Source organism: Bradyrhizobium sp. S3.12.5 (assembly GCF_040548225.1).
Lineage (GTDB): Bacteria > Pseudomonadota > Alphaproteobacteria > Rhizobiales > Xanthobacteraceae > Bradyrhizobium > Bradyrhizobium cytisi.
Genome location: NZ_JBEPRF010000008.1, coordinates 290,017 through 313,393 on the forward strand (window position 1 = coordinate 290,017; position 23,377 = coordinate 313,393).

Here is a 23,377-nt window from a genome sequence, read left to right on the forward strand (position 1 = left end):
CGTCGCCCTGCGAGATGCTGGTACGATGGTGACATATTGTTATTTTTACAACTTATCTTGTTATAATTCTATCACCTCGGGCGGCCTGTCAATGGCAGATCGCGTATTGAAGCCGACTGAATGACTGCCACCCCGATCGGGCTTCGGGCGGTGAGGAACGATTTGCGACGCACCATTCAAAATGAGACTGCCCGTTAAGCCGCGCATGGCTCCGACGCGTGCGCCGCATCCGAGTTCGGTTAGCCTCCACCTCAAGAACCGTTGGCCTTGCAAAACGTCGCACCGCGCGGCGGACGCGCGAGGATGCGGTGAAAAACAACGAGTGAAAAACAACGACAAGAACGCCCCAGGGAGGAGAGCAATGTTGAAAGGCAGTCTAGGACTGATCGCGTTGAGCAGCCTGTTGTTGTCGGGCACCGCCTTCGCGCAGGAGAAGATCAAGGTCGGCGTCACCGCGACGCTCGAAGGCACCTATACCGTGCTCGGCGAGGACGGCATCCGCGGCTTCCAGACCGCGCTCAACGTGCTCGGCAAGAAGGTAGGCGACAAGGAGCTCGAATTCGTCATCGCCTCGACTGACGCAACGCCGGACTCTGCGGTCCGTGCGGTGCGAAAGCTGATCGAGCAGGACAAGGTGCAGATCCTGCTGTCGCCGCTGTCAGGCGACGAGGGCATCGCGGTCAAGAATTTTGCAAAGACCCATCCCGAGCTGACCTTCATCAACGCGGCCTCCGGGGCCCAGGAAACGACCTATGTCGATCCGGCCCCGAACTTCTTCCGCTACAATATGGACGGCGCGCAGTGGCAGGTGGGCCTCGGCAAATACGCCTATGACGAGAAGAAGTATCGCAAGATCGCGACCGTCGGTGAGGACTATTCCTTCATCTATACCCAGGTGTTCGGCCTCGTGCTGGAGTTCTGCGGCGCCGGCGGACAGGTCACCAACCGGCAATGGGTGCCGCTCGGCACCAAGGACTTTGCCTCGGTCATCGCCGCCCTGCCCGACGACGTCGATGCGATCTATCTCGGCCTCGGCGGCGCCGACGCCGTCAACTTCCTCAACCAGTACCAGCAGGCCGGCGGCAAGGCGCATCTAATGGGCGGGTCGATCATGATCGATCAGACCATCCTGTCGTCCAAGGGCAATGCCAAGAACGCGCTGGTCGGCACGCTGGCCGCGAGCGGCCAGGCCGACACCTGGGAAGATCCGGGTTGGCAGAAGTTCGTGAAGGACTATCAGGACGCCTTCCCGCCAAACAAGCGCTTCCCGAGCCCGTCGCTGCTCGCCACCAACTATTACGGATCGACCATGGCGCTGGTCCTGGCGTTGCGTCAGGTCAATGGCGATCTCAGCGACAACCAGTCCAAGTACAAGGCTGCACTGGCCAAGATCGAGCTCGATGCGCCCAACGGCAAGATCAAGCTCGACGCCAACCGCCAGGCGATCGGCACCAACTTCGTCACCGAAGTCGTCGACGACGGCAAGGGCGCGCTGTTCTCGAAGGTCGTGAAGGTGATCCCGAACGTGAACCAGACGCTGGGCTACGACCCCGCCGTGTTCGCCAAGATCGGTTTGCCAAGCCGTACGGTACCGGAATGTAAGAAGTACTGACGTAGTCTTATCAGCAACGCCATGACTGACCGGGGAGAGATTTGCAAAGTGCGCGATACGTGCGCCCTTGCATTCTCTCCTTGGTTGTTGAACGCTATAAAAAAAAGACGAGAGCTTCTGGGAGAGAAGGCATGAGCCGGGCGCTCGCCGTCTTCCACGGCCGCTTTGGCCGGGCGACGGTCTATCAGTTGAACCGCCCTTTCAACATCCACGCACATCGCGAAGGTCATTTGATCTTCCATGTCGGGGGGCGTCCCGCATGCATCGATGTCAACGATGGACGCTACGAGCTCACCGAAGGTTCCGTGGTCGCAGTCAATCCATGGGAGCCGCATAATTTCCTGCCGTCCGATCTCGACGGCGGCGCCGTGTTCTTCGTGCTCTATGTCAATGCAGAGTGGTTCGCGCCCGACGCGCCGGGCGCCGACCGCCTGCGGTTTGGCCGCACCCAGCTCACGCGGTCGGTTGCGCTGGACAAGCATATCAGGCACGCAGCCGCCCTTGTGTGCGGCGCACCCTCGCTGAATAGCCTCGATGGCGAGCTGAGAAGCCTGATCGACATCTGCTACGACGAAAGCTGGCAGCAGGCCGAGCTCACGCGGGATCCACGCGCGAGCGGCTCCGTCACCGATTTTCGCGTGCGCAAATGCATCAAGATGATGTCGGAGAGCCCCGGCGCCGAGATCGAGCTCGACACCATCGCGCGCGAATCCGGCCTGTCGCGCCCCCATTTCTACCGCCTGTTCCGCACCCAGACCGGCGTTACCCCTCACCTCTATCTCAACACGCTGATGATGGAGCAGGCGCTGGAGGCGCTGGTGGCGAGCGAAGCGCCGATCGCCGATATCGGCTTCGATCTCGGCTTCTCCTCGCAGAGCGGCTTCACCCGTTTCTTCGCCGCCAATGTCGGAATGGCGCCGACCGATTATCGCCGCGCGGCCAAGGTTTTGCGCGGCTGACGAGCACGCGAAAAGATACTCACGATCAAACGCGCTCCCGTGCGTCCCACTAGGATATGCAGAACGCGATCCCGACAAGAGGATCGCGGTCGATAGGGAGCGTACGTTCATGGCAGGGCTTGCGGCCGCCAACGGTCTGCGTGCGACCTCGCCTCGCTTGAAAGCTGAGGGCTGGAGGGACGTGACGACGGAGCGGCAATCATGACCCGCTTTGTCGAGCGCCATCCTGCATGGGCGCTGATCATCATCATCGCTGTCGCAGTGGCGCTGTGGCTGATCTTCGCGGTATGGCCTGCGGGACTTGAAGAGGCGATCGGCCGCAAACGGGTGTTCCTCAACGCGCTCTTCAACGGCATCACGCTCGGCGGTCTCTATTTCCTCGTCGCCAGCGGCTTCACGCTGATCTTCGGCCTGATGCGCAACGTCAACCTCGCCCATGGCTCGCTCTACCTGTTCGGCGGCTATGTCGGTTACGCCATCAGTGCCTCGACCGGCTCCTGGATTCTTTCGTTCATCGTTGCCTTCATCCTGACGGCGCTGGTCGGCGTCCTGCTTCAGCTCCTTGTGTTCCGCCGCATGGAGGGCCAGGATCTGCGCCAGACCATGGTGACGATCGGGCTTTCCATCGTGTTCGCCGATCTCATGCTGTGGGCCTGCGGTGGCGACTTCTATCAAGTCCAGACACCGAACTGGCTGATCGGTCCGATTGAGCTGCCGCTGATCACCGCAGTGAAATCCTCGGGCGAACCGGTCTACCTGCGCTATCCGCTGGTGCGGCTTGTGATCTTCCTGGCATCCGTGATCATCGGCATCGCAATGTGGCTCGCGCTCAACCGCACACGGATCGGCATGATCATTCGCGCCGGCGTCGACGATCGTGACATCCTCGCCGCAACCGGCGTGCGCATCCAGATCGTCTTCGTGCTCGTCTTCGCGCTCGGTGCCGGGCTTGCCGGCATCGCGGGCGTGGTCGGCGGCACCTTCCAGTCACTCTCCCCCGGTGAGGACATCCGTTTCCTGCTCGCGTCCCTCGTGGTCGTGATCGTCGGCGGCATGGGCTCGATCCCGGGTGCCGCGCTCGGCGCACTGATCATCGGCCTCGCCGAGCAACTTGGCTCGGTCTACATCCCGACCTACGCCATCGTCGTGACGTTCCTGATCATGGTGCTGGTGCTGGCGCTTCGGCCGCAGGGCCTGCTCGCGAGGCGCTGACATGTCCGTCACCCACGACGCCCGCGTCCAGATTCACAAGCCCGCCGCCGCGGCACAGCGGCCGGGCTCGCGCGGCTGGCCCGACGTCAACAATCCCGCGGTCTGGATCGTGGCGGCCATCCTCCTGATCATGCCACTGATCGCCAACGGCTTCTTCCTGATCGAAATTTTTGCGACGACGCTGATCCTCGGCACCATCGCGCTCAGCCTGATGTTCCTGGCCGGTTATGGCGGCATGGTCAGCCTGATGCAGCTCACCATCGCCGGCTTTTGCGCCTACATGGTCGCGGTGTTCGGCGTCAGCGGCAATGCCAATATCAGCCTGGGCTGGCCGTGGTGGCTGGCGGTACCGATGGCGCTGACGCTCGCGACCATCTTCGGCACGCTTGGCGGCGCGCTCGCGGTGCGGACCGAGGGCATCTACACCATCATGATCACGCTCGCGATCGGCGCTGCTTTCTATTACTTCACCAACCAGAACTGGGCGATCTTCAACGGCCACACCGGCATCAACAATGTCTCGACGCCGCATTTCTGGGGCGTCGACTGGCGCCGGGATATTCCCTTCTACTATGTCGTGCTCGCGGTCGCCGCGATCTGCTACTTCGCCGTCGACTACATCTCGCGCGCACCGTTCGGCCTGGCGCTGCAGGGCGTGCGCGACAATCCGCGCCGCATGGCCGCGCTCGGCTTCAACGTCAATGCGCACCGCGTCGCGGCCTATGCGGTAGCGTCCTTCATCGCAGGCCTTGCCGGCGTGCTCCAGGTCTGGAACTACCGCCAGATCTCGCCCGGCTCGGTCAGCGTCGGCGCCTGCATCGACATTCTCATCATCGCCGTCGTCGGCGGCATTACCCGGCCGATCGGTCCCTATATCGGCGCACTCGTCTTCGTCCTCCTGCGCACGTTTGCGCTCGATTTCCTGGTCAGGATCGGGCTCGACGGCAATCGGTTCCGGCTGCTGATCGGGCTCGGCTTCCTCGCCATCGTGTTCTGGTCATCAGACGGCGTGATCGGCCTGTGGCAACGCTGGCGCCAGAGCCAACGTCCGCAGTCAGATCACCCGGGCGGAGGGCGCGGCCATGGATAGCGTCGCCCGGCGTCTCTCCGCGGTCGGTGCCGGTGCAGCACTCGAGCTGCGCGGCGTCACCCGGCTGTTCGGCGCGCTGGCGGCGCTGACCGACGTCACCATCACCGTGCGCCCCGGCGAGCGGCGCGCCGTGCTCGGCTCCAACGGCGCCGGCAAGACCACACTGTTCAACTGCATCACCGGCGACTTCCTGCCGACATCGGGCACGATCCGCTTCTTCGGTGAGGACGTCACGCACTTCCCGCCCTATGAGCGCATCCGCCGCGGGCTGAGGCGGACCTATCAGATCTCCGCGCTGTTCCCCGGCCTCACCGTCCAGGACAACGTCTATCTCGCCTGCCGTGGCGTCTCGCGCGGGCGCTTCTCGTTCCTGCGTCCGGGCCAGACCGATGCGCTGATGCACGCCGCTGACAGTCTGGTGCAAGCCGTGCACCTCGCCGCGGTGAAGGATCAGCGCGTCGCCGAGCTCGCACACGGCCAGCAGCGCCAGCTCGAAATCGCGCTGGCGCTGGCGGGCGCCCCGCGGTTCGTGCTGTTCGATGAGCCCGCCGCCGGCCTCTCACCGACCGAGCGGGCCGAATTGGTCGAGATCCTGACCTCGCTGCCGGCGCATATCGGCTACATCATCATCGAGCACGATATGGACGTGGCGCTGCGCGTCGTCGAGAGCGTGACGATGATGCACAACGGCCGCATCTTCAAGGAAGGCGTGCCCGAGGAGATCCAGTCCGACCCCGAGGTGCAGGAACTTTATCTCGGAGGCGGCCATGAATGAGGTCCGCCGCTCCCCCGCAGCGCTCGAGGTCCGCGGCCTCGACGTCTATTACGGCCATTCGCACGCGTTGCAGGGTGTCGACCTCTCGCTCGATGCCGGCGTTTTTTCCGTGGTCGGCCGCAACGGCATGGGCAAGACCACGCTGTGCAAGGCGATCATGGGCCTGGTGCAGGTGAGCGGCGGCTCGATCCGAATCCGCGGCGAGGACATCACACGGCGGCCACCCGCGCATATCGCGCGACTCGGCGTCGGCTATGTGCCGCAGGGCCGGCGGCTCTGGCGCTCGCTCAGCGTCGACGAGCATCTGCGGCTCGCCGGCGGCATGCGGTCCGGTGCCTGGACCGTCGAACGCATCTACGAGACCTTTCCGCGGCTCGCCGAACGCCGGGATCATGGCGGCGGCCAGCTCTCCGGTGGCGAGCAGCAGATGCTCGCAATCTCGCGCGCGCTGCTGACAAATCCGCAGCTGCTGATCATGGACGAGCCGACCGAGGGGCTCGCGCCCGTCATCGTCGCCCAGGTCGAGGAAATGCTGCAGCAGCTCGGCGAGGACGGCGACATGTCCGTGCTTGTGATCGAGCAGAACATTGGGGTTGCGACTGCGATCTCGCGCAATGTCGCGATCATGGTCAACGGCCGCATCAACCGCATCATCGACTCTGGCCGGCTGTCCGCCGACCGCGAGCTGCAGCGGCGCCTGCTCGGCGTCGGACTGCACGCCGAGCTCGAACCCGAAATCGATGTGCCGGCTGCCGGTAGTGAAACGAAGCCGCTCCCGCAACCGACGCGCGCCAGCGGACCGATCCGGATCTACATCTCCAATCCGACGCCGCCGACACGGTGGTCGCAGCCGGTCCCGATCGGGCGCATCGAGGCCGCCGCACGCACGCTCTCGACGCAGGTTCCCCGCCTCGACGAGACCGCGCGGCGCAAGCGTGAGCCGGTGACGGCGCAGACCTCCGGCCCTCCGGTCGTATTGGTCGTCGGCACGCTCGACACCAAGGGTACGGAACTTCGCTTCATCCGCGACATCATCGTGGAAGGCGGCCTGCGTACGCGGCTGGTCGACGTCTCCACCAGCGGCAAGCACGCAACCTGCGATGTCTCCGCCCAGGAGATCGCGCTGAACCACGGTCGCGGCGGCTCGGCCGTGTTCGGCCCGGATCGCGGTGCTGCAGTCACCGCGATGGCTGACGCGTTCGCCAATTGGATCAAGCGGCAGGGCAATGTTGCCGGCGTGATCTCGGCCGGCGGCTCGGGTGCGGCATCTCTCGTCGCACCCGGCATGCGCACCCTCCCCGTCGGCGTGCCGAAGCTGATCATCTCCTCGGTCGCCTCCGGCGACGTCGGGCCTTATGTGGGGCCCGCCGACATCACCATGATGCATTCGGTCACCGACGTGCAGGGCCTCAACTCGATCTCGCGTGCGGTGCTGTCGAACGGCGCCAACGCCATCGCCGGCATGGTCAAGGCGCGGCTCGACCAGCGCGAGAACAGGGAACGGGCTGCCAGCGCCGCGCTGCCGTCGGTCGGTATCACCATGTTCGGCGTCACGACACCGGCGGTACAGAAGATCGCGGCCGATCTGCGCGAGGATTTCGAATGCCTCGTCTTCCACGCCACCGGCGTCGGCGGCCGCTCGATGGAGAAGCTGGTCGACTCCGGCCAGCTCGCCGGCGTGATCGACCTCACCACCACCGAAATCTGCGACCTCCTGATGGGCGGCGTATTTCCGGCGACGGAGGATCGCTTCGGCGCGATCATCCGCACCCGCCTGCCCTATATCGGCTCGGTCGGCGCGCTCGACATGGTCAATTTCGGCGCGCCCGACACCATCCCCGAACGCTATCGCGGCCGCAAATTCCACGTCCACAATCCGCAGGTAACGCTAATGCGGACGACGGTGGAGGAGAACGAACGCATGGGCCGCTGGATCGGTGAGCGGCTCAACCAGATGGACGGGCCGGTGCGTTTCTTCCTGCCCGAGGGGGGCGTCTCCGCGCTCGATGCCCGCGGCCAGCCGTTCTGGGATGGCGAGGCCGACGCCGCCCTGTTCCGCACGCTGGAGCGCACGGTGCGTTCGACGGGCAACCGCCAGCTGATCCGCGTCAAGCAGAACATCAACGATCCCGAGTTCGCCTCGACCATCACAGCTGCGTTCCGAACATTGTTCGGCCGCGCCGGGGCACGCCGGAGACTAGCGAGGTGACCGATGGCCCGGTTTGAACGCGCACCATTGTTGAGACGGTTTCACGAGATGGCGAAACGCGGCGAGCCGATCGTCGGCGGCGGCGCTGGCACCGGCCTGTCGGCCAAATGCGAGGAAGCCGGCGGCGTCGATCTCATCGTGATCTACAATTCCGGCCGCTACCGCATGGCCGGCCGCGGCTCGCTTGCCGGGCTGATGCCCTATGGCGACGCCAACGCCATCGTGCTGGAGATGGCCGGCGAAGTGTTGCCCGTGGTCAGCAAGACGCCGGTGCTCGCCGGCGTCAACGGCACCGATCCGTTCCGCGACATGGACGTGTTCCTCGATCAGCTCAAGGCGCTCGGCTTTGCCGGCGTGCAGAACTTCCCGACCGTAGGCCTTATCGACGGCGTCTTCCGCGCCAATCTCGAAGAGACCGGCATGTCCTACGCGCTGGAGATCGACATGATCGCCAAGGCGCGCGAGAAGGACCTGCTGACGACGCCTTACGTCTTCAGCGAGAAGGAAGCCGCCGCGATGGCGATCGCCGGCGCCGACATCATCGTCTGCCATCTCGGGCTCACCACCGGCGGCACCATCGGCGCGCAGACCGCACCCAAGCTGAAGGACTGCCCGGCGCGCATCGACACCTGGGCGTCCGCCGCGCTCAGCGTCAATCCGGACATTCTCGTGCTTGCCCATGGCGGCCCGATCGCGGATCCGGCGGATGCCGATTTCATCATGAAGAACACCCGCTACTGCCACGGCTTCTACGGTGCCTCCTCGATGGAGCGGCTGCCGGTGGAGCGGGCGTTGACGGAGCAGGTACGCAAATTCAAGGCGATCGGCGCGCGATAACGCCTGTAAGATTGAGGGAGGGAAACATGTCAGGGATCCTGGTCGGCGAGCTTATTCTCTGGCTGATCGTCGCGATCATCGTGATCGTGGTTGGCGTCTACATCGTCAACTGGCTCTACCACCGCTCCTCCAAGGAGGTGTCGTTCGTCCGGACCGGTTTCCTCGGCGAACGCGTCGTGATCAACGGCGGTGCCTTCGTGCTGCCCTTCATTCACGATTACACGTCGGTCAACATGAACGTGCTGCCGATGGGGATCGTGCGTTCGCGGCAGGACGCCGTGATCACGCGCGATCGCATGCGCGTCGATATCGAGGCCGATTTCTATGTCAGGGTCCAGGCCACTCGCGAAGCCGTCTCGATCGCCGCCGCAACGCTCGGTCGCCGCACCATGGAGCCGGAACAGCTTCACGCGCTGCTGGCCGGCAAGTTCATTTCCGCGATCCGCTCGGTCGCTTCCGAAATGACCCTCGAAGAGATGCATGAACGGCGCGGCGACTATGTCGCGCGCGTCAAGACCAATGCGGCCGAGGCGCTCGCCCAGAACGGGCTCGAGCTCGAATCCGTCGCCATCACCGATCTCGACCAGACCGACCTCGAATTCTTCAACCCCTCGAACCGCTTCGACGCCGAAGGCTTGACCAAGCTGATGGAGGACATCGAGGCGAGGCGCAAGCTGCGCAACGACATCGAGCAGGACTCGATGATCAAGATCCGCACCCGTAATCTGGAGGCCGAGCGACAGGCACTCGAAATCGAGCGCGAGAGCGAGACGGCGCGGCTGGAGCAGGAACGCGACATCGAGATGCGCCGCGCGCTCCAGCGCACGGAAGTCGCCCGCGAACGCGCCCTGCGCGAGACCGAGGCCGAGCAGGCGCAGATTTCCGCACGCGAGGCGATCGAGCGCTCGCGGATCGCCAATGAACAAGCGATTGCCGAGGCCCGTATCGCCTCCGAGCGCGAGACCCGCCAGAAGGAGATCGAGCGCACCCGCACCATCGAGGAGAAAGAGCTGCTGGCGCGCGAGGAGATCGAGAAGACGCGGATCGCCAACCAGCGCTCGATCGACACGACGCGCATTGCGTCGGAACGCGAGGTCCGCCAGCGCGAGATCGAGCGGATGCGGACCGTCGAGGAAGCCGAGATCGCCGCGCGCGAGGCGATCGAGAAGGCCCGGATCCAGCAGGACCGCGTCGTCACCGATGCCCGCATCGCCAACGAAGAGGAAACGCGCCGCCGCGAGATCGAGCGCACCCGCGCCATCGACGAAGCCGAGATCGCCGCCCGCGAAGCTACCGAGAAAGCGCGCATCGCCCAGACGCTGATCGTCAATGTCGAGCGTATCGCGTCAGACGAGCGCACCCGCGCGCTGGAGATCCAGCAGGTCCGTACCATCCAGGAGGCCGAGATCGAGGCACAGCGCGCGGTCGAGGCGGCCCGCATCGCCCGCGAGCGGATGCTCGCCGCCGAGCGCATCGCTGCCGAGCAGAACACGAGGCAGCTGGAGATCGAGCGCAACCAGGCCCTTGAAGTTGCCGGCATCTCCGCACGCGAGACGACCGAAGCGAGCCGCATCGCTCAGGAGGAGCGCGTGCGTTCGCTGGAGATCGCGCGCAATCGCGCCGTCGAGGAAGCCGACATCGCCTCCCGCGAAGCGATCGAGGCGGCCCGCATCGCGCAGGAGAAGGCCGTTGCGGCCGAACGCATCCAGGCCGAGCGCGATACCCGCTCGCTGGAAATCGAGCGCACAGGCGTGCTGGAGGCCGCCGAACTGAAACGGCGCGACGCCATCGAGCGCCAGCGTATCGTGGTCGATCTTGCCCTGGAGGCCGAACGGATCAACTCCTCCAAGAAGCGCGAGGTGCTCAATATCGAGCAGAAGAAGGCGATCGAGATCGCTGACGAGGACCGCGTCATCGCCCTCTCCGCGAAGAAATCGGAGCGGATCGATGCCGATCGCCAGGTTCGGCAGGCCGAGATCGTCGCCCGCAAGGAGGTCGAGACCACCGACGTCTCGCGCGAGCAGGCGCTGGAAGCTGCCCGCCTCGAGCGCCGGCGCGCGATCGAGCAGCTCGAGGTCGCCCGGGTCCAGTCGTTGCAGGAGGCCGAGATCGCCTCCCGCGAGGAGGTCGAGCGCGCGCGCATCTCCTCCGACCGCGGCCTGGACGAAGCCCGCGTCGGTCGCGAGCGCGAGCTGCGCAAGCTCGAGGTCAACCGCGAGAAGGAGGTCGAAACCGTCCTGATGGAGAAGGCAATCGCGATCCATCAGAAGTCGCTGGAAGAATCCGCTGCCAAGGCGATGGCCGAGGAAGCGCGGATGCGGGCCACCGAGGCAACCGAGCGCGTCATCACCGCGCGCGAGAGCGAGATCGCCAAACGCCGCAAGACCGTCGAAATCATGATTGCCGAGAAGCAGGCCGAGGAGACCCGGATTGCGGCGGACGCCGAGCGTGTCCGTGCCACCGTCGAAGCCGAAGCGCAGCGGATGCTGAACGAGGCCGAGAACGTCCTCACCGACCAGGCGCGCTACTCGCTGTTCCGGAGAAAGCTGCTCGACCGGATCGAGGGCATCGTGCGCGAGAGCGTCAAGCCGATGGAGAAGATCGAGGGCATCCGCATCCTCCAGGTCGACGGACTCAATGGCAATGGCCATGGCGGCAATGGCGGCCGCAGCGCCACCGACGAGGTGATCGACTCGGCGCTGCGCTACCGCGTGCAGGCGCCGCTGATCGATTCGCTGCTGGCGGACATCGGCGTCGAGGGTGGCAGCCTCGCAAAAATGCCCGGCCTGATCCGCGAGGCCCGCGACATGCAGGGCATCAAGGAGTCTGCGCGCAAGGGCGGTGGCGGCGACAAGACCGCAGCCCCTCCGCCTGCAGCTGAGGGCGGCGAACCGCCGGCCGAGCGTGGTCCGCGGAAGAAGAGCTGAGGTCTGACCCATGCCCCGCGTCTACGTCTCCACCGTCGTCAATGCGCGCAATGACCGCGTCTGGGCGCGCGTGCGCGACTTCAATGGCCTACCGAACTGGCACCCGGCGATCGCTGAGAGCCGCATCGAGGGCGGCGAGCCCTCCGACAAGATCGGCTGCGTCAGGGATTTTCGCCTGCGCAACGGCGACCGCATCCGCGAGAAGCTTCTGGGCCTCTCCGACTACGACATGTTCTGCACCTACTCGATCCTGGAATCCCCGATGGGCGTCGAGAACTACGTCGCGACCTTGCGGCTGACGCCCGTCACCGACGGCGACCAGACCTTTGTGGAATGGACCGCCGAGTTCGACTGCGCGCCGGAGCGGGAGACGGAGCTCGTCGGCAACATCGGCGGCGGCGTGTTCCAGGGCGGCTTCGATGCCCTCAAGCGCGTGTTCGGAGGGTGATGGCGGTGCCGCATATCGTCAAAAGCACGATCCTGGACGCGCCGACCGATGCGGCGTGGTCGTTGCTGCGCGATTTCAACGGGCACGACCGCTGGCATCCGGCGGTTGCGACCTCCTCGATCGAGCGCGCACATTCCCCGGACAAGATCGGCTGCGTCAGGCGGTTCAAGCTCAAGGACGGCGCAGAGCTGCGCGAGCAATTGCTGGCGCTGTCCGACCTCGAACAGAGCTTCAGCTACTGTCTGCTCGATACCCCGATCCCGATGTTCAACTACGTCGCCCATGTCCGCCTGCTGCCGGTCACCGACGGCGATCGCACCTTCTGGCATTGGGAGTCGCGCTTCACGACCAAGCCCGAGGACCGCGACCGCATCACCCACATGGTTGCCGAAGACATTTATCAGGCCGGGTTCGAGGCAATCCGCCGCCATCTGAAGGAGGCCGCATAAATGGGCGTGACAGTGAAGACTTTCACCAGCGCCAGTGAGGCGGCGGGCGCGCTGTCCGCCGACCGCAGCGCGCGCTATCTCGGCGGCGGCACGCTGGTGATGCGCGCGCTGAACGAGGGCGACGTCACAATCTCGACCGTCGTTCGTGCCCAGGACCAGGCGCTGACCCGGATCGATGCCTCCGGCCCGCGCATCACGCTGGGCGCCGGCGTCACTTTCGCGCGCGTCCTTGCCGAGCGCGACCTTGCCTTCCTTCACGCCCCTGCCCGTTCGATTGGTGGCCCGGCCGTGCGCAACATGGGGACTGTCGGCGGCAATCTCTTCGCCCCGAACCCGTATGGCGATTTCACCGTCGCGCTGCTGGCGCTCGATGCCACCGTCGCCGTGCAAGGCGGCTTTGGCGCGCGCGACATCCCGATTGAGGAGTTTTTGCAGGCCCGCGACCGTCAAGCCGGCACGCTGGTCCTGTCGGTCTCCTGCACCCGTCCCCCAAGCAGCGAAGCGTTTCGGTATCGCAAGATCGCGCGCATCAAGCCGAAGGGCGGCTCTGTCATCACGCTGGCCGCGCATCTGCCGATCAGCGGCGGCCGGATCGCTGGCGCGCGGATCGCGTTGGGCTCGATGGCACCGATCCAGATCCGGGCCCGCGCCGCCGAGCGGGCGTTGGAGGGCCACTCGCTGGATGCCGCAACCATTGCGGCGGCCGCATCCGCCGTCACTGAAGGAACATCGCCATCGGACAATGCGCTTGGCAGCGCCTGGTATCGGCGCGAGATCGTTGGCGTCCATCTGCGCCGTCTGCTGTCAGGACAGGAATAAACGGTCATGTCCAAGATCCCCCTGCAATTTCGTCACAATGGCCGCGACGTCGCGATCTTCGTCGACGGCGGCACCAATCTGCTGGTCGCGCTGCGCGAGCTGATCGGCGACATGACGCCCAAATTCGGCTGCGGCCAGGGCGGCTGCGGCACCTGCAGCGTGCTGATCGACGGTGAGCTTCACCTCTCCTGCCTGACGCTGGCGGAAACCGTCGCCCGCCGTTCGGTGGAGACGCTTGACGGCATGAAGCAGGGCCCGAACCTGCATCCGCTCCAGCGCGCCTTCGCCGACAATTTTGCCGCCCAGTGCGGCTATTGCACCCCGGGCATGCTGATGGCCGCAAAGGCCCTGCTCGACCGCAACCCGTCGCCGAGTCGCGACGAGGTCATTGAAGCCATCTCCGGCAACATCTGCCGCTGCACCGGCTACGAGCCGATCATCAACGCCATCCTCGCCGCCGCCAGCGGCCGGGTCAGCGCCTAAGGGAACGTGACCATGCTGGAACTGCGCAAGGACATCTTCGCCGACGAGCGCGACGACAATCTGAAGGAAATCGGCAAGGGCACCCAGCGCCAGGACATGCTCGGCCACGTCACGGGCACGTCGAGCTACTTCAACGACCACAAGCTCCAGGGCATGCTGCATCTGAAGGTCGTCCGCTCGACGCAGGCGCATGCCAGAATTCGCCGCATCGATACCACCGAGGCCGAGCGCTCCGCCGGCGTACGCCGGATCATCCGCGGCACTGATGTGCCGGTTAATCTCAACACGCTTCTGAGCCTGATCAATTTCGGCAAGGACGATGAGCCGTCGCTCGCGGTCGACAAGGTCCGCTACAAGGGCGAACCGATCGTCGCCATCGTTGCCGACAGCGAGCGCGAGGCCTTCGAGGCCATCGCAAAAGTCAAGGTCGACTACGAGCCGCTGGCGGCGGTGTTCGACGTCGAGGATGCGTTGAAGCCCGGCGCGCCCGTCGTCAACGAAACCTATCCCAAGAACACCTTCACCTATCACGAGACCTACGATCACCAGAAGCTGCGCTTCGGCGATGCCGACGCGGCGCTCGCGACCGCCGACCACGTGCTCGAGCAGCGCTACCAGATGTCGCCGATCGAGCATGCGCCGACCGAGACCAATGGTGCGATCGCGGCGCCGGACACCAACGGCCGTTATGTGGTCTACACCTCGACCCAGGCGCTGTTCTTCTCGGTCGACACCTGCGCCAAGATTCTGGACGTGCCGTCCAACACCTTCCACTTTATCGGCGGCACCGTCGGCGGCGGCTTTGGCGGCAAGGTGGACACGCTGACCGAGCCGCTCGCCATTCTCGGCGCGATGCTGACCGGACGGCCCGTGCGCTATGTGTTCGGGCGCGAGGAGGAGATGCAATACGGCCCGCCGCGCGGCGCCGAGCGCATCTATATCAAGGACGGCGTGATGCGCGACGGCCGCGTCGTCGCGCGCAAGATCCGCTGCTATTTCGACAGTGGCGCCTATACGCGGCTGTCCAGCTACGCCGCCGTGAAATGCGCAGCGCATCTGCCGGGTCCCTACACCATCCCCAACGTCTATGGCGACGTCTATTGCGTCTTCACCAACCGCACGCCGGCGACCGCCATGCGCGGCTTCGGCGTGACCGCGATGGATTTTGCGATCGAGTGTCAGATGGACAAGCTGGCACACCTCGTCAACATGGATCCGATGGAGTTCCGGATCCTCAACGCCTATCGCGACGGCGACATGAAGGCGCACCGGCGCGAGGCCAAGAACACCGCCCTGATCGAATGCGTCCAGGTCGCGGCCGAGAAAGCCAAGTGGCCGCTTCGTGAGGAGTTCAAGCGAGCATCCTCGCGCAAGGACGGCGGCGGCAGCCGCGCCGTGATCCCGCCGACCCCGACGGATTCTTTGCGCGCGCGGCCCACCGCTCCGGCGCAGCAGCGCACCAGCTACGACCGTCTTCCGCCCACCGTCACCCGCGAACCGCCGCGCGAGCCGCCACCACCTCCTCCGCCGCCGCCCTCGCCGCGGCCGGCCACGCCCTCGCATGGCGCGACCCGTTTCTCCTCCGTCTTTGGCACCAGGAGGCGCTAGATGACCCGGCATCGCGGACGCGGCATCGCGTCGATCAACTATCCCATCGGCATGAATCTCGGCGGCGACCCCAGCCAGGCGCTGGTGCATTCCAACCCGAGCGGCAAGTTCACGGTGGCGCTGTCGTCGATCGACTTGGGACAGGGCATGAAGTCGGTGACGCGGCAGATCTGCGCGGAGACGCTGGGCGTGCCGGTCGAGGACGTCTATGTCGACACCGCAGATTCCGACACCGGCCCGCATTGCATGGGCTCGTTCGCCTCGCGCGGCACCCATCGCGTCGGCAACGCGGTGATGGCGGCGGCCCGCGAGGCTCGCGGTGTCATGATGGAAGCTGCGGCCGAAGAGCTCGAGGTCAACGCCGCCGATCTCGAGACCGACGGGCGCGGCAACATCCACGTCAAGGGCGCGCCGCATCGCTCGATCTCGACCAAGGACGTTGCGATCGCCGCGCAGTTCAAGCAGGGCAAGACCATCTCGGGCCGCGGCATCTTCCTGGTGCCGCTCTCTGAAGTGAATCCGGAGACCGGCGAGATGTCGCCCGCCACCTGCTACGCCCATGCCTGCCTGGTCGCCGAGGTCGAGGTTGACGACGAGACCGGCGAAGTTGCGATGGTGCGGATGGATTCGGCCTACGAGCTCGGCCGCGCGCTCAACCCGCGCCTGGTCGAGCAGCAGCTTGTCGGCGGCGCCTGGATGGGCGTCAGCCACGCGCTCTATGAGACCCCGGAGCCATATTATCCCGAGCCCGTGCACGGCCCGCGCGACTTCGTCGAATATCTGATGCCCGGCCCCGGCGACATCTGCCCGCATGACATTGCGGTGCTGGAGCGCCCTGCCCCCGACGGTCCATTCGGCGCCAAGGGTCCGGGAGAGATGTGCGCCAACCCGGTGCTGCCGGCGATCGCCAATGCGATCTTCAACGCGGTCGGTGTACGCATCGACGATCTGCCGATTACGCCGGAGAAAGTGTTGCGTGCGATCAAGGCCCAGGGCGGCACGCGGCCGCAGGCGCGGCGCTAGAGGGCCTAGTTCATGGCGGTCCGCAGCAACATCGTCGGCATCGACAGCCCGGAGGCGCTGGAGAAGGCGCTGCGTGCGGCTTATTATCTCGCCGACGAGGGCCTCGCGACTGCCGCCTATCTCGGCCTCGCGCTGGGCAAGCCCCTGCTGCTCGAGGGCGCACCGGGCGTCGGCAAGACAGAGGCCGCAAAAGCCATCGCCGCCGTGCTCGGCCGCCGGTTGATCCGCCTGCAATGCTACGAGGGTATCGACGCCTCCGCGGCGCTCTACGAGTGGAACTACCCGCGCCAGATGCTCGCGATCCGCCAGGCCGGCGACGAAAGTATCGATATCTATGGCGAGACGTTTTTGATCGAGCGTCCCATGCTGGCGGTGCTGCGGGCCCCAGACTCCACCGTGCTGCTCATCGACGAAATCGACCGCGCCGACCAGGAGTTCGAGGCCTTCCTGCTCGAATTTTTGTCCGACTTCCAGATTTCGATCCCCGAGCGCGGCACGGTGCGCGCCACCGAGCGACCCGTCGTCGTGCTGACCTCGAACCGCACACGCGATTTGCACGAGGCCTTGCGCCGCCGCTGTGTCTATCACTGGATCGACTATCCCACCGAAGAGCGGGAGGCACGCATCGTCATGCTGCGGGCCTCCAGCGTTGCGGAGGCGACCGCGCGCGCCGTCGTCGCGGCCGTCGGCAGGCTCCGTCGCGAGCCGCTGAGCAAGGCGCCGGGCATCGCCGAAGCCGTCGACTGGGCCGAGGCCGCAACGCTGCTCCACAAGGGCGGCGCCCGCTGGCCCGACGCCTTCAGGCGCTCGATCGGCGTGGCGCTGAAGGATGAGGAGGATCTGCATTTCATCTCGCCCCGGCTCGACGCCATGCTCGCGGAGGCGACCGCATGAGCACCGATCTCCAACTGCCACAGGCCGCCCGCATCTTCGTCTCCTTCGTTGCACTCATGCGCGCCAACAGCTTTGCCGTCGCCCCGGAGCAGACCACCGCGTTCCTCACAGCGATCGAGTTGCTCGGCCCACGCGACCTCGGGGATATCAGACAGGCGGCACTGGCCACTCTCGCTCCACCGCCCGAACGCCGCGCGAGTTTTGACCGCCTGTTCGACCTCCACTTCCGCGGCAGCGAAGCGTTGGAGCGCGTCGATGATGGCGAGGACGACGAGACCGTCAGGCTACAGGAAGAGGGCCGCGGCGACGAGGAGCCGCTGCTCTCCGAGGAGGCCAATGAGTCCGGCCTGACCGCCACCCGCACCGAGGCGCTGGTTGAACGCCGCTTTGCGCAGCTTTCCACGACAGATGCACTCCGCCGCCTGTCGCGCGAGGCTCCCCGGCGGCTGCCGCGGCGGCGCGGCCATCGCCGCATGCGCGCCCGTCGCGGTCACTTTGCCGATCTCCGCCGCACCTTGCGCGACTCCGTCCGGAATGACGGCGAAATTCTGCGGCTCGGCCATATGAAGCGACGCCAGCGCCCGCGAAAGTTCCTGCTGCTGATCGACGTCTCCGGCTCGATGAAGAGCCGTACAGAGGAGAACATGAAACTCGCTCATGCGCTGGTCCAGGCCGCGCCCAATGTCGAGGTTTTCACCTTCGGCACCCGGCTGACCCGCGTCACTCGTTCGTTGCGGCTGAAGCGCCGCGAGCAAGCGCTGAGTGCGGCCGCGCATCTCGTCAGCGACTGGGACGGCGGCACCCGCATCGGCGACGCGCTGCGGGCCTTCCTCGCAGTGCCGCGGTTCGGCGGGTACGCGCGAGGGGCGGCCGTGGTCATCGTCTCGGACGGGCTGGAGCGGGGCGAACCCGATGCACTCCGTGACGCCGTGGCCAAACTGTCGCGGCGGGCCTGGCGCGTGAGCTGGCTGACGCCGCTCGCGATCGGGCCGGGTTTCCGTCCGCAGACGGAAGCGCTGGTCGCCATCGAGCGCTTCGTCGACGACCTCGTCGACGGCGGATCGAGCACGTCGATCGTCGCACACGTACTGGCACTGGGACGAAGGAGAGTTGCGTGACCGAGATTGTCGACGGGCATCATCATATCTGGCGGCAGGCCGACCTGCCCTGGCTGACCGGCCCGATGCAGCCCCGCATTTTCGGACCCTACGAGGCCATCCGCCGCAACTATCCGATCCAGGAATATCTCGACGACGTCAGGGGTAGCGGCGTCATCCGCTCGGTCTACGTCCAGACCAACTGGGCCAACGACCGCTTCGAGGACGAAGCCGCCTGGGTGCAGCGGACCGCCGACGATCACGGATGGCCGCATGCCATCGTCGCCTATGCCAATTTCGCGGTCGACGACGTGCGCCCGCAGCTCGACCGCCTGAAGCGCTATCCGCTGGTGCGCGGCGTACGCATGCAGCTGCACTGGCACGAGAACCCGCTCTATCGCTTCGCCGCAAAGCCAGATCTCTGCATCGATCCCATGGTCCGTCGCAACATTGCGCACCTTGCCGACTACGGCTGGAGCTTTGATCTCCAACTCTTCACGCCTCAGATGCCGGATGGAGCGCAGCTTGCGGAGTCCTGTCCCAAGGTGACCTTCGTCCTTCAGCATGCCGGCATGCACGAGGACCTTTCGCCTGGGGGGCGCGCTGCCTGGCGCGCCGGGATGGCCCGGCTCGCGACGTGTCCGAACGTGGTCTCCAAGCTGTCGGGGCTCGGCACGTTCATCCATCGCAACGACCCCGCGCATATCGCCGCCGTCGTCATCGACACCGTCGCGATCTTCGGCGCCGAGCGCTGCCTGTTCGGCTCCAATTTCCCGATCGAGAAGTTGTGGACCAGCTATCGCGAGCTCGCCGACGCCTTTCGTGCAGCGGCAGTACCGCTGAAGCCCGAGCAACGAGATGCGATCTTCAGAGGCACCGCAACGCGCGTCTATCGGCTTTGACAGATAAAAGCAGAACAGGGAGGGAAACGAATGGCGCTCGAGATCAAGATCCTGGACTACGGCGATATCGAGCTGGAATCAAGCTTCCTGGTGCTTGGCCGCGACTGCGGCCGCACCCGCCGCGTCCTCACGCTGGGCTTTTTGATCCTCGGCGGCAAATATCCGGTCGTGGTCGACACCGGCTATCGATCCAACCAGATCATGGAGACTCTGGGCATGCGCGGCTTGCAGTACCACGAGAACATGATCGAGAACCAGCTCGCGCGCCACGGCGTGCGGATGGGTGACGTGCGCTTCGTCTGCCATACCCATCTGCACATCGACCATGCCGGCAAGGACGATCTGTTCCCGATGAACACGACTGTCGTCCTCAACCGCAAGGAGCTGGAGTATTCCGTTTCCGGACTGATGCATCCGCAATATCCGGCGCCCGACATCAAGCACCTGATCGACCGCCTGCACACCAAGAGCGCGCTGCGCTTCCTCGACCTCGAGATCACCGGCCCGATCGAGCTGATGCCCGGCGTCTATTGCGACGCCGCCAACGCCCATACCGAGGGCTCGATGAACATCATCGTCGAGACCGCCGACGGCATCGCTACCATATGCGGCGATGTGATCTACGATATCAACGACCAGATCGTCACGCCCTTCAACGAGATCCACGATTGGGAGCCGCGCACGACCGGCAATCACGGCACCAGCAAGCGCGCGGAGAAGGCCGCGATCAAGAAGCTGCTCAGCAACTCGCGCTATCTGCTGCCGGTGCATGACCGCCCCGCCAGGATCGAAGGCGGCAACGTCGTGGGCCGGCTCCAGGACCAGGTGCCGGGCCCGATCGTGCAGTCCCTGCCCGCGCGGAACTGGTTTCCGGCTTGAGATGATCTTGAGGACCGACCGATGACACACGTCACCTTGCGCTCCGAATTCGAGACGCTGATCGACCCTTACGCGCCGGTCGCGCAGGTCGGCACAGGTTTTGACTTCACGGAAGGGCCGATCTGGCATCCCGTTGATCACTACCTTCTGTTCTCGGACATGCCGGGCGACGTGCGCCGGCGCTGGGACGCGCGCCGCGGCATCGCCGAGGTCAAGCGCCCGTCGAACAAATGCAACGGCATGACTTACGATTCCGAGCTCAACCTGATCGTCTGCGAGCACGCGACCTCGTCGCTGATCCGCGAGCGGCCGGACGGACGGCGCGAGGTGCTGGCCTCGCACTTTGGCGGGCAGGAGCTCAACAGCCCCAACGACGTCTGCGTGCACTCGTCCGGCGCGATCTATTTCTCGGATCCCTGGTACGGCCGCATGCCGGTCTATGGCGTCGAACGGCCGCGGCAGCTCGGCTTCCAGGGCGTCTATCGCGTGGTGCCCGGCAGCGAGCCCAAGCTGGTGGTCGATCGAACCCTGTTCGATCAACCGAACGGACTGTGCTTCTCGCCCGACGAGACATTGCTTTATGTCAACGACACCGTGCAGGCGCTGGTCCGCGTCTTCGACGTCAATGCCGACGGCACGTTGTCGAACGCGCGGGTGTTCGCAAGCGGCATCCGCTCCGAGCTGGAGCCGGGCCTGCCCGACGGCATGAAGTGCGACCAGCACGGCAATGTCTGGGTCACCGCGCCCGGTGGCGTCTGGGTCTATTCGCCGTATGGTGAGCTGCTTGGAAAAGTTCGCGTGCCCGAGCTCGTCGCCAACCTCGCCTGGGGCGGACCGGATTTCCGCACGCTGTACCTGACCTCGACGCATTCGGTTTATGCCATCCCGACCAAGGCCGGCCCGCGCCACGAGCCCTACATGAGCGGCAGGCGCAATGGTGGCGGCACCACGAGCGCCGGCCCTGCCGCCGCGGCGCCAATCCTGGCCGACGGCGAGTTGCGCCTCGATCCAAACCGCTGCGCCATGATCATCCAGGACCTCCAGAACGACGTCATCATGGACGGCGGCGCCTTTGCCGAGTCCGGCGCGCCGGGGCACGCGAAGCAGCAGCATGTCGTCGAGAATGTCCGCCGCCTCGCGGAGGCCGCGCGTGCCCGAGGCGTTGTCATCGTCCACGTCTGGTTCGTGGTCGAGCCCGGCGCACCCGGCGTGACGCTGAACGCGCCGCTGTTCGAGGGCCTCGTCGACAGTAAGGCGATGGTGCGCGGCAGCTGGGGCGCCGCGCCGGTCTCTGGGCTCGAGCCGCGCCCCGGCGACTTCGTGGTCGAGAAGATGCGGATGAGCGCCTGGGAAGGCACGCGGCTGGAGACAATCCTCAAAGCCACCGGCCGCGACATGATCATCAACACCGGCGCCTGGACCAACATGTCGGTCGAGCACACCACGCGCACCGGTGCCGACAAAGGTTATTTCATGATCGTGCCGGAGGACTGCTGCTCGACCATGAATGCCGACTGGCACTCGGCCTCGATCAACTTTGCCATGCAGAACGTCGCGGTGGTCACCCGCGCGGACGCCGTCATTAGAGCGCTGGGATGAGTGGTGGTGAAGCTTCTGCACCTCTCCTGCTCCCCACGCGCCGATTCCGAGTCGAGCGCCGGTGCACGGACGTTCCTTGACGGCTTTCGCCAGGCCCGCCCCGACTGGGACATCGACGTCGTCGATCTCTGGCGCGAGCGCATCCCGGAATTTGCAGGCCCCATCGTCGAGGCCAAATATGCGCGGATGAACGCGGTGGCCTTCAACGACGCGCAGCGGGACAGCTTTGCGCATGCCGAGCGGATGGCGCTGCGCTTTTCGCTGGCCGACCGCGTGCTGATCTCGACGCCGATGTGGAATTTCGGCATCCCCTACAAGCTGAAGCAGTGGTTCGACATCGTCATCCAGCCCGGCCTGACGTTCCGCTTCGACCCGGCGCAGGGTTACCTTCCTTTGCTGAAGGATCGGCCGACCATCGTCATCCTCGCCTCTGGCAGCGACTTTGCCACCGGCATGAACCGCGGCCGCATCGACATGGCGACGCCGTACTTGCGCGAGGCGCTTCGTTTCATCGGCGTCCGCAACGTGCGCTTCGTGGCGATCGGCCCGACGGCAGGCCCGGCCGAGCCGATCCGTGCCGCCCGCGACACCGCCCGACGCCGCCTCGCCGAGATGGCGAAGCGGTTCTGAGCTGCGCTCTTGTCACCCTTACAGCGACTGAAGATCCGGCATCCCCGATTCAATGGCGGTCGGGATATCAGGCGCGCCGCTCGATCGCTTGTCGGGTGTGACCGCGAGCAGCCGTATCTTGCCCGCCTGTCTCAAGAACCCTTGGCCACCGCTAGCCTCCCGCAGCCGCCGCACGTCGCGGCAGCTTCCAGTCCGGCCGGACGAAATGGCAGGTGTAGCCGTCGGGATAGCGTTCGAGATAATCCTGATGCTCGGGCTCGGCCTCCCAGAATTCGCCGGCGGGGGCGACTTCCGTCACCACCTTGCCGGGCCACAGGCCCGATGCCTCGACATCGGCAATGGTGTCTTCGGCGACGTGCTTCTGTTCGTCTGACGTGTAGAAAATCGCGGAGCGGTAGCTCGTGCCGAGATCATTGCCCTGACGGTTGAACGTCGTGGGATCGTGGATCTGGAAGAAGAACTCAAGCATGGTCCGGAAGCTGGTCTTCGCGGGATCGAACATGATCTCGATTGCTTCGGCGTGGCCTTCGTGATTGCGATAGGTGGCGTTCTTCACCCGACCGCCGGCGTAGCCGACCCGCGTCGAGATCACGCCAGGCTGCTTGCGGATGAGATCCTGCATGCCCCAGAAACATCCTCCAGCCAAAACTGCGCGCTCTGTCGTCATTTGATGCTCCATCTGCTCCATCGGGATTGCCGCGATTCAAGCGGAAACACCCCATCCTCGACGGCCTCTCGCCCAGGACTTTGCCTTCATCAGGCCGATGCCGGCAAGTCCTGGTGTCGGCAAGTCCTGGTGCCGGCAAGTCCTGGTGCCGGCAAGTCCTGGTGCCGGCAAGTCCTGGCGCCGGCAAGTCCTGGCGCCGGCAAGTCCTGGCGCCGGCAAGTCCTGGCGCCGGCAAGTCCTGGCGCCGGCAAGTCCTGG

General features: G+C 65.6%; 21 protein-coding genes and 1 pseudogene. 20 read left to right on the forward strand and 2 right to left on the reverse strand.

Annotated elements, in window-relative coordinates:
• Positions 1-361: 361 nt before the first annotated feature.
• The 20 genes from ABIC09_RS14300 to ABIC09_RS14395 all read left to right on the forward strand — a co-directional run bounded on the left by ABIC09_RS14300 (position 362) and on the right by ABIC09_RS14395 (position 22,452).
• Positions 362-1,612: an ABC transporter substrate-binding protein gene (locus ABIC09_RS14300; protein ID WP_148755458.1), complete on the forward strand. Its 1,251-nt coding sequence runs from the start codon at positions 362-364 to the stop codon at positions 1,610-1,612.
• 131 nt (positions 1,613-1,743) lie between these two features.
• On the forward strand, positions 1,744-2,571 hold the full coding sequence (locus ABIC09_RS14305) for an AraC family transcriptional regulator (RefSeq protein ID WP_148755459.1): 828 nt from the start codon (positions 1,744-1,746) through the stop codon (positions 2,569-2,571).
• Between the two features lie 201 nt (positions 2,572-2,772).
• Positions 2,773-3,783, forward strand: coding sequence for a branched-chain amino acid ABC transporter permease (locus ABIC09_RS14310; protein WP_354109658.1), 1,011 nt, complete (start codon positions 2,773-2,775; stop codon positions 3,781-3,783).
• Position 3,784: 1 nt separating this feature from the next.
• Positions 3,785-4,873: a branched-chain amino acid ABC transporter permease gene (locus ABIC09_RS14315; RefSeq protein WP_354109659.1), complete on the forward strand. Its 1,089-nt coding sequence runs from the start codon at positions 3,785-3,787 to the stop codon at positions 4,871-4,873.
• The gene (locus tag ABIC09_RS14320) at positions 4,866-5,648 is read left to right on the forward strand and encodes an ABC transporter ATP-binding protein (protein WP_354032043.1); all 783 of its coding nucleotides are present in this window, start codon (positions 4,866-4,868) and stop codon (positions 5,646-5,648) included. Before ABIC09_RS14315 ends, ABIC09_RS14320 begins: the two co-directional genes overlap by 8 nt.
• On the forward strand, positions 5,641-7,857 hold the full coding sequence (locus tag ABIC09_RS14325) for an ABC transporter permease (RefSeq protein ID WP_354109660.1): 2,217 nt from the start codon (positions 5,641-5,643) through the stop codon (positions 7,855-7,857). Before ABIC09_RS14320 ends, ABIC09_RS14325 begins: the two co-directional genes overlap by 8 nt.
• Positions 7,858-7,860: 3 nt before the next feature.
• Positions 7,861-8,694, forward strand: coding sequence for a phosphoenolpyruvate hydrolase family protein (locus ABIC09_RS14330; RefSeq protein WP_148755464.1), 834 nt, complete (start codon positions 7,861-7,863; stop codon positions 8,692-8,694).
• 26 nt (positions 8,695-8,720) lie between these two features.
• Entirely contained in the window at positions 8,721-11,621 is a 2,901-nt protein-coding gene (locus ABIC09_RS14335; RefSeq protein ID WP_354032041.1) for a flotillin family protein, read from the forward strand.
• A 10-nt stretch (positions 11,622-11,631) separates the two neighbouring features.
• Positions 11,632-12,069: an SRPBCC family protein gene (locus ABIC09_RS14340; protein WP_015686997.1), complete on the forward strand. Its 438-nt coding sequence runs from the start codon at positions 11,632-11,634 to the stop codon at positions 12,067-12,069.
• 5 nt (positions 12,070-12,074) lie between these two features.
• Positions 12,075-12,518 (forward strand): SRPBCC family protein, encoded by a 444-nt coding sequence (locus ABIC09_RS14345; RefSeq protein WP_354032187.1) that lies wholly within the window; start codon positions 12,075-12,077, stop codon positions 12,516-12,518.
• A complete protein-coding gene (locus ABIC09_RS14350) occupies positions 12,519-13,337 on the forward strand; it encodes an FAD binding domain-containing protein (RefSeq protein WP_354109661.1) in 819 nt (272 codons plus the stop codon). It begins immediately after the preceding gene.
• Positions 13,338-13,343: 6 nt separating this feature from the next.
• Complete coding sequence (locus tag ABIC09_RS14355; RefSeq protein WP_354109662.1) at positions 13,344-13,820, forward strand: (2Fe-2S)-binding protein; 477 nt, start codon at positions 13,344-13,346, stop codon at positions 13,818-13,820.
• Between the two features lie 12 nt (positions 13,821-13,832).
• Positions 13,833-15,428, forward strand: a complete 1,596-nt coding sequence (locus tag ABIC09_RS14360) for a xanthine dehydrogenase family protein molybdopterin-binding subunit (protein WP_354109663.1) — start codon at positions 13,833-13,835, stop codon at positions 15,426-15,428.
• A complete protein-coding gene (locus ABIC09_RS14365) occupies positions 15,429-16,451 on the forward strand; it encodes a xanthine dehydrogenase family protein molybdopterin-binding subunit (RefSeq protein WP_148755469.1) in 1,023 nt (340 codons plus the stop codon).
• A gap of 12 nt (positions 16,452-16,463) precedes the next feature.
• Entirely contained in the window at positions 16,464-17,345 is an 882-nt protein-coding gene (locus ABIC09_RS14370) for an AAA family ATPase (protein ID WP_354109664.1), read from the forward strand.
• A complete protein-coding gene (locus ABIC09_RS14375) occupies positions 17,342-18,463 on the forward strand; it encodes a vWA domain-containing protein (protein WP_354109665.1) in 1,122 nt (373 codons plus the stop codon). The genes ABIC09_RS14370 and ABIC09_RS14375 overlap by 4 nt, the downstream gene beginning before the upstream one ends.
• Positions 18,460-19,344 carry an amidohydrolase family protein gene (locus ABIC09_RS14380; protein ID WP_354109666.1) on the forward strand — a complete coding sequence of 295 codons (885 nt, stop codon included), beginning with the start codon at positions 18,460-18,462 and terminating at the stop codon, positions 19,342-19,344. The genes ABIC09_RS14375 and ABIC09_RS14380 overlap by 4 nt, the downstream gene beginning before the upstream one ends.
• 30 nt (positions 19,345-19,374) lie before the next feature.
• A complete protein-coding gene (locus ABIC09_RS14385; protein ID WP_354109667.1) occupies positions 19,375-20,223 on the forward strand; it encodes an MBL fold metallo-hydrolase in 849 nt (282 codons plus the stop codon).
• A gap of 21 nt (positions 20,224-20,244) precedes the next feature.
• Positions 20,245-21,822, forward strand: a complete 1,578-nt coding sequence (locus tag ABIC09_RS14390; protein ID WP_354109668.1) for an isochorismatase family protein — start codon at positions 20,245-20,247, stop codon at positions 21,820-21,822.
• A 3-nt stretch (positions 21,823-21,825) separates the two neighbouring features.
• Positions 21,826-22,452: an FMN-dependent NADH-azoreductase gene (locus ABIC09_RS14395; RefSeq protein WP_354109669.1), complete on the forward strand. Its 627-nt coding sequence runs from the start codon at positions 21,826-21,828 to the stop codon at positions 22,450-22,452.
• Positions 22,453-22,479: 27 nt separating this feature from the next.
• On the opposite strand, the pseudogene ABIC09_RS14400 reads toward ABIC09_RS14395, so the two are convergent.
• Both ABIC09_RS14400 and msrA read right to left on the reverse strand, forming a co-directional pair.
• A pseudogene (locus ABIC09_RS14400) lies at positions 22,480-22,587 on the reverse strand (tripartite tricarboxylate transporter substrate binding protein); the annotation flags it as partial.
• Between the two features lie 16 nt (positions 22,588-22,603).
• Complete coding sequence (msrA, locus tag ABIC09_RS14405) at positions 22,604-23,119, reverse strand: peptide-methionine (S)-S-oxide reductase MsrA (protein ID WP_354109670.1); 516 nt, start codon at positions 23,117-23,119, stop codon at positions 22,604-22,606.
• Positions 23,120-23,377 lie beyond the last annotated feature (258 nt).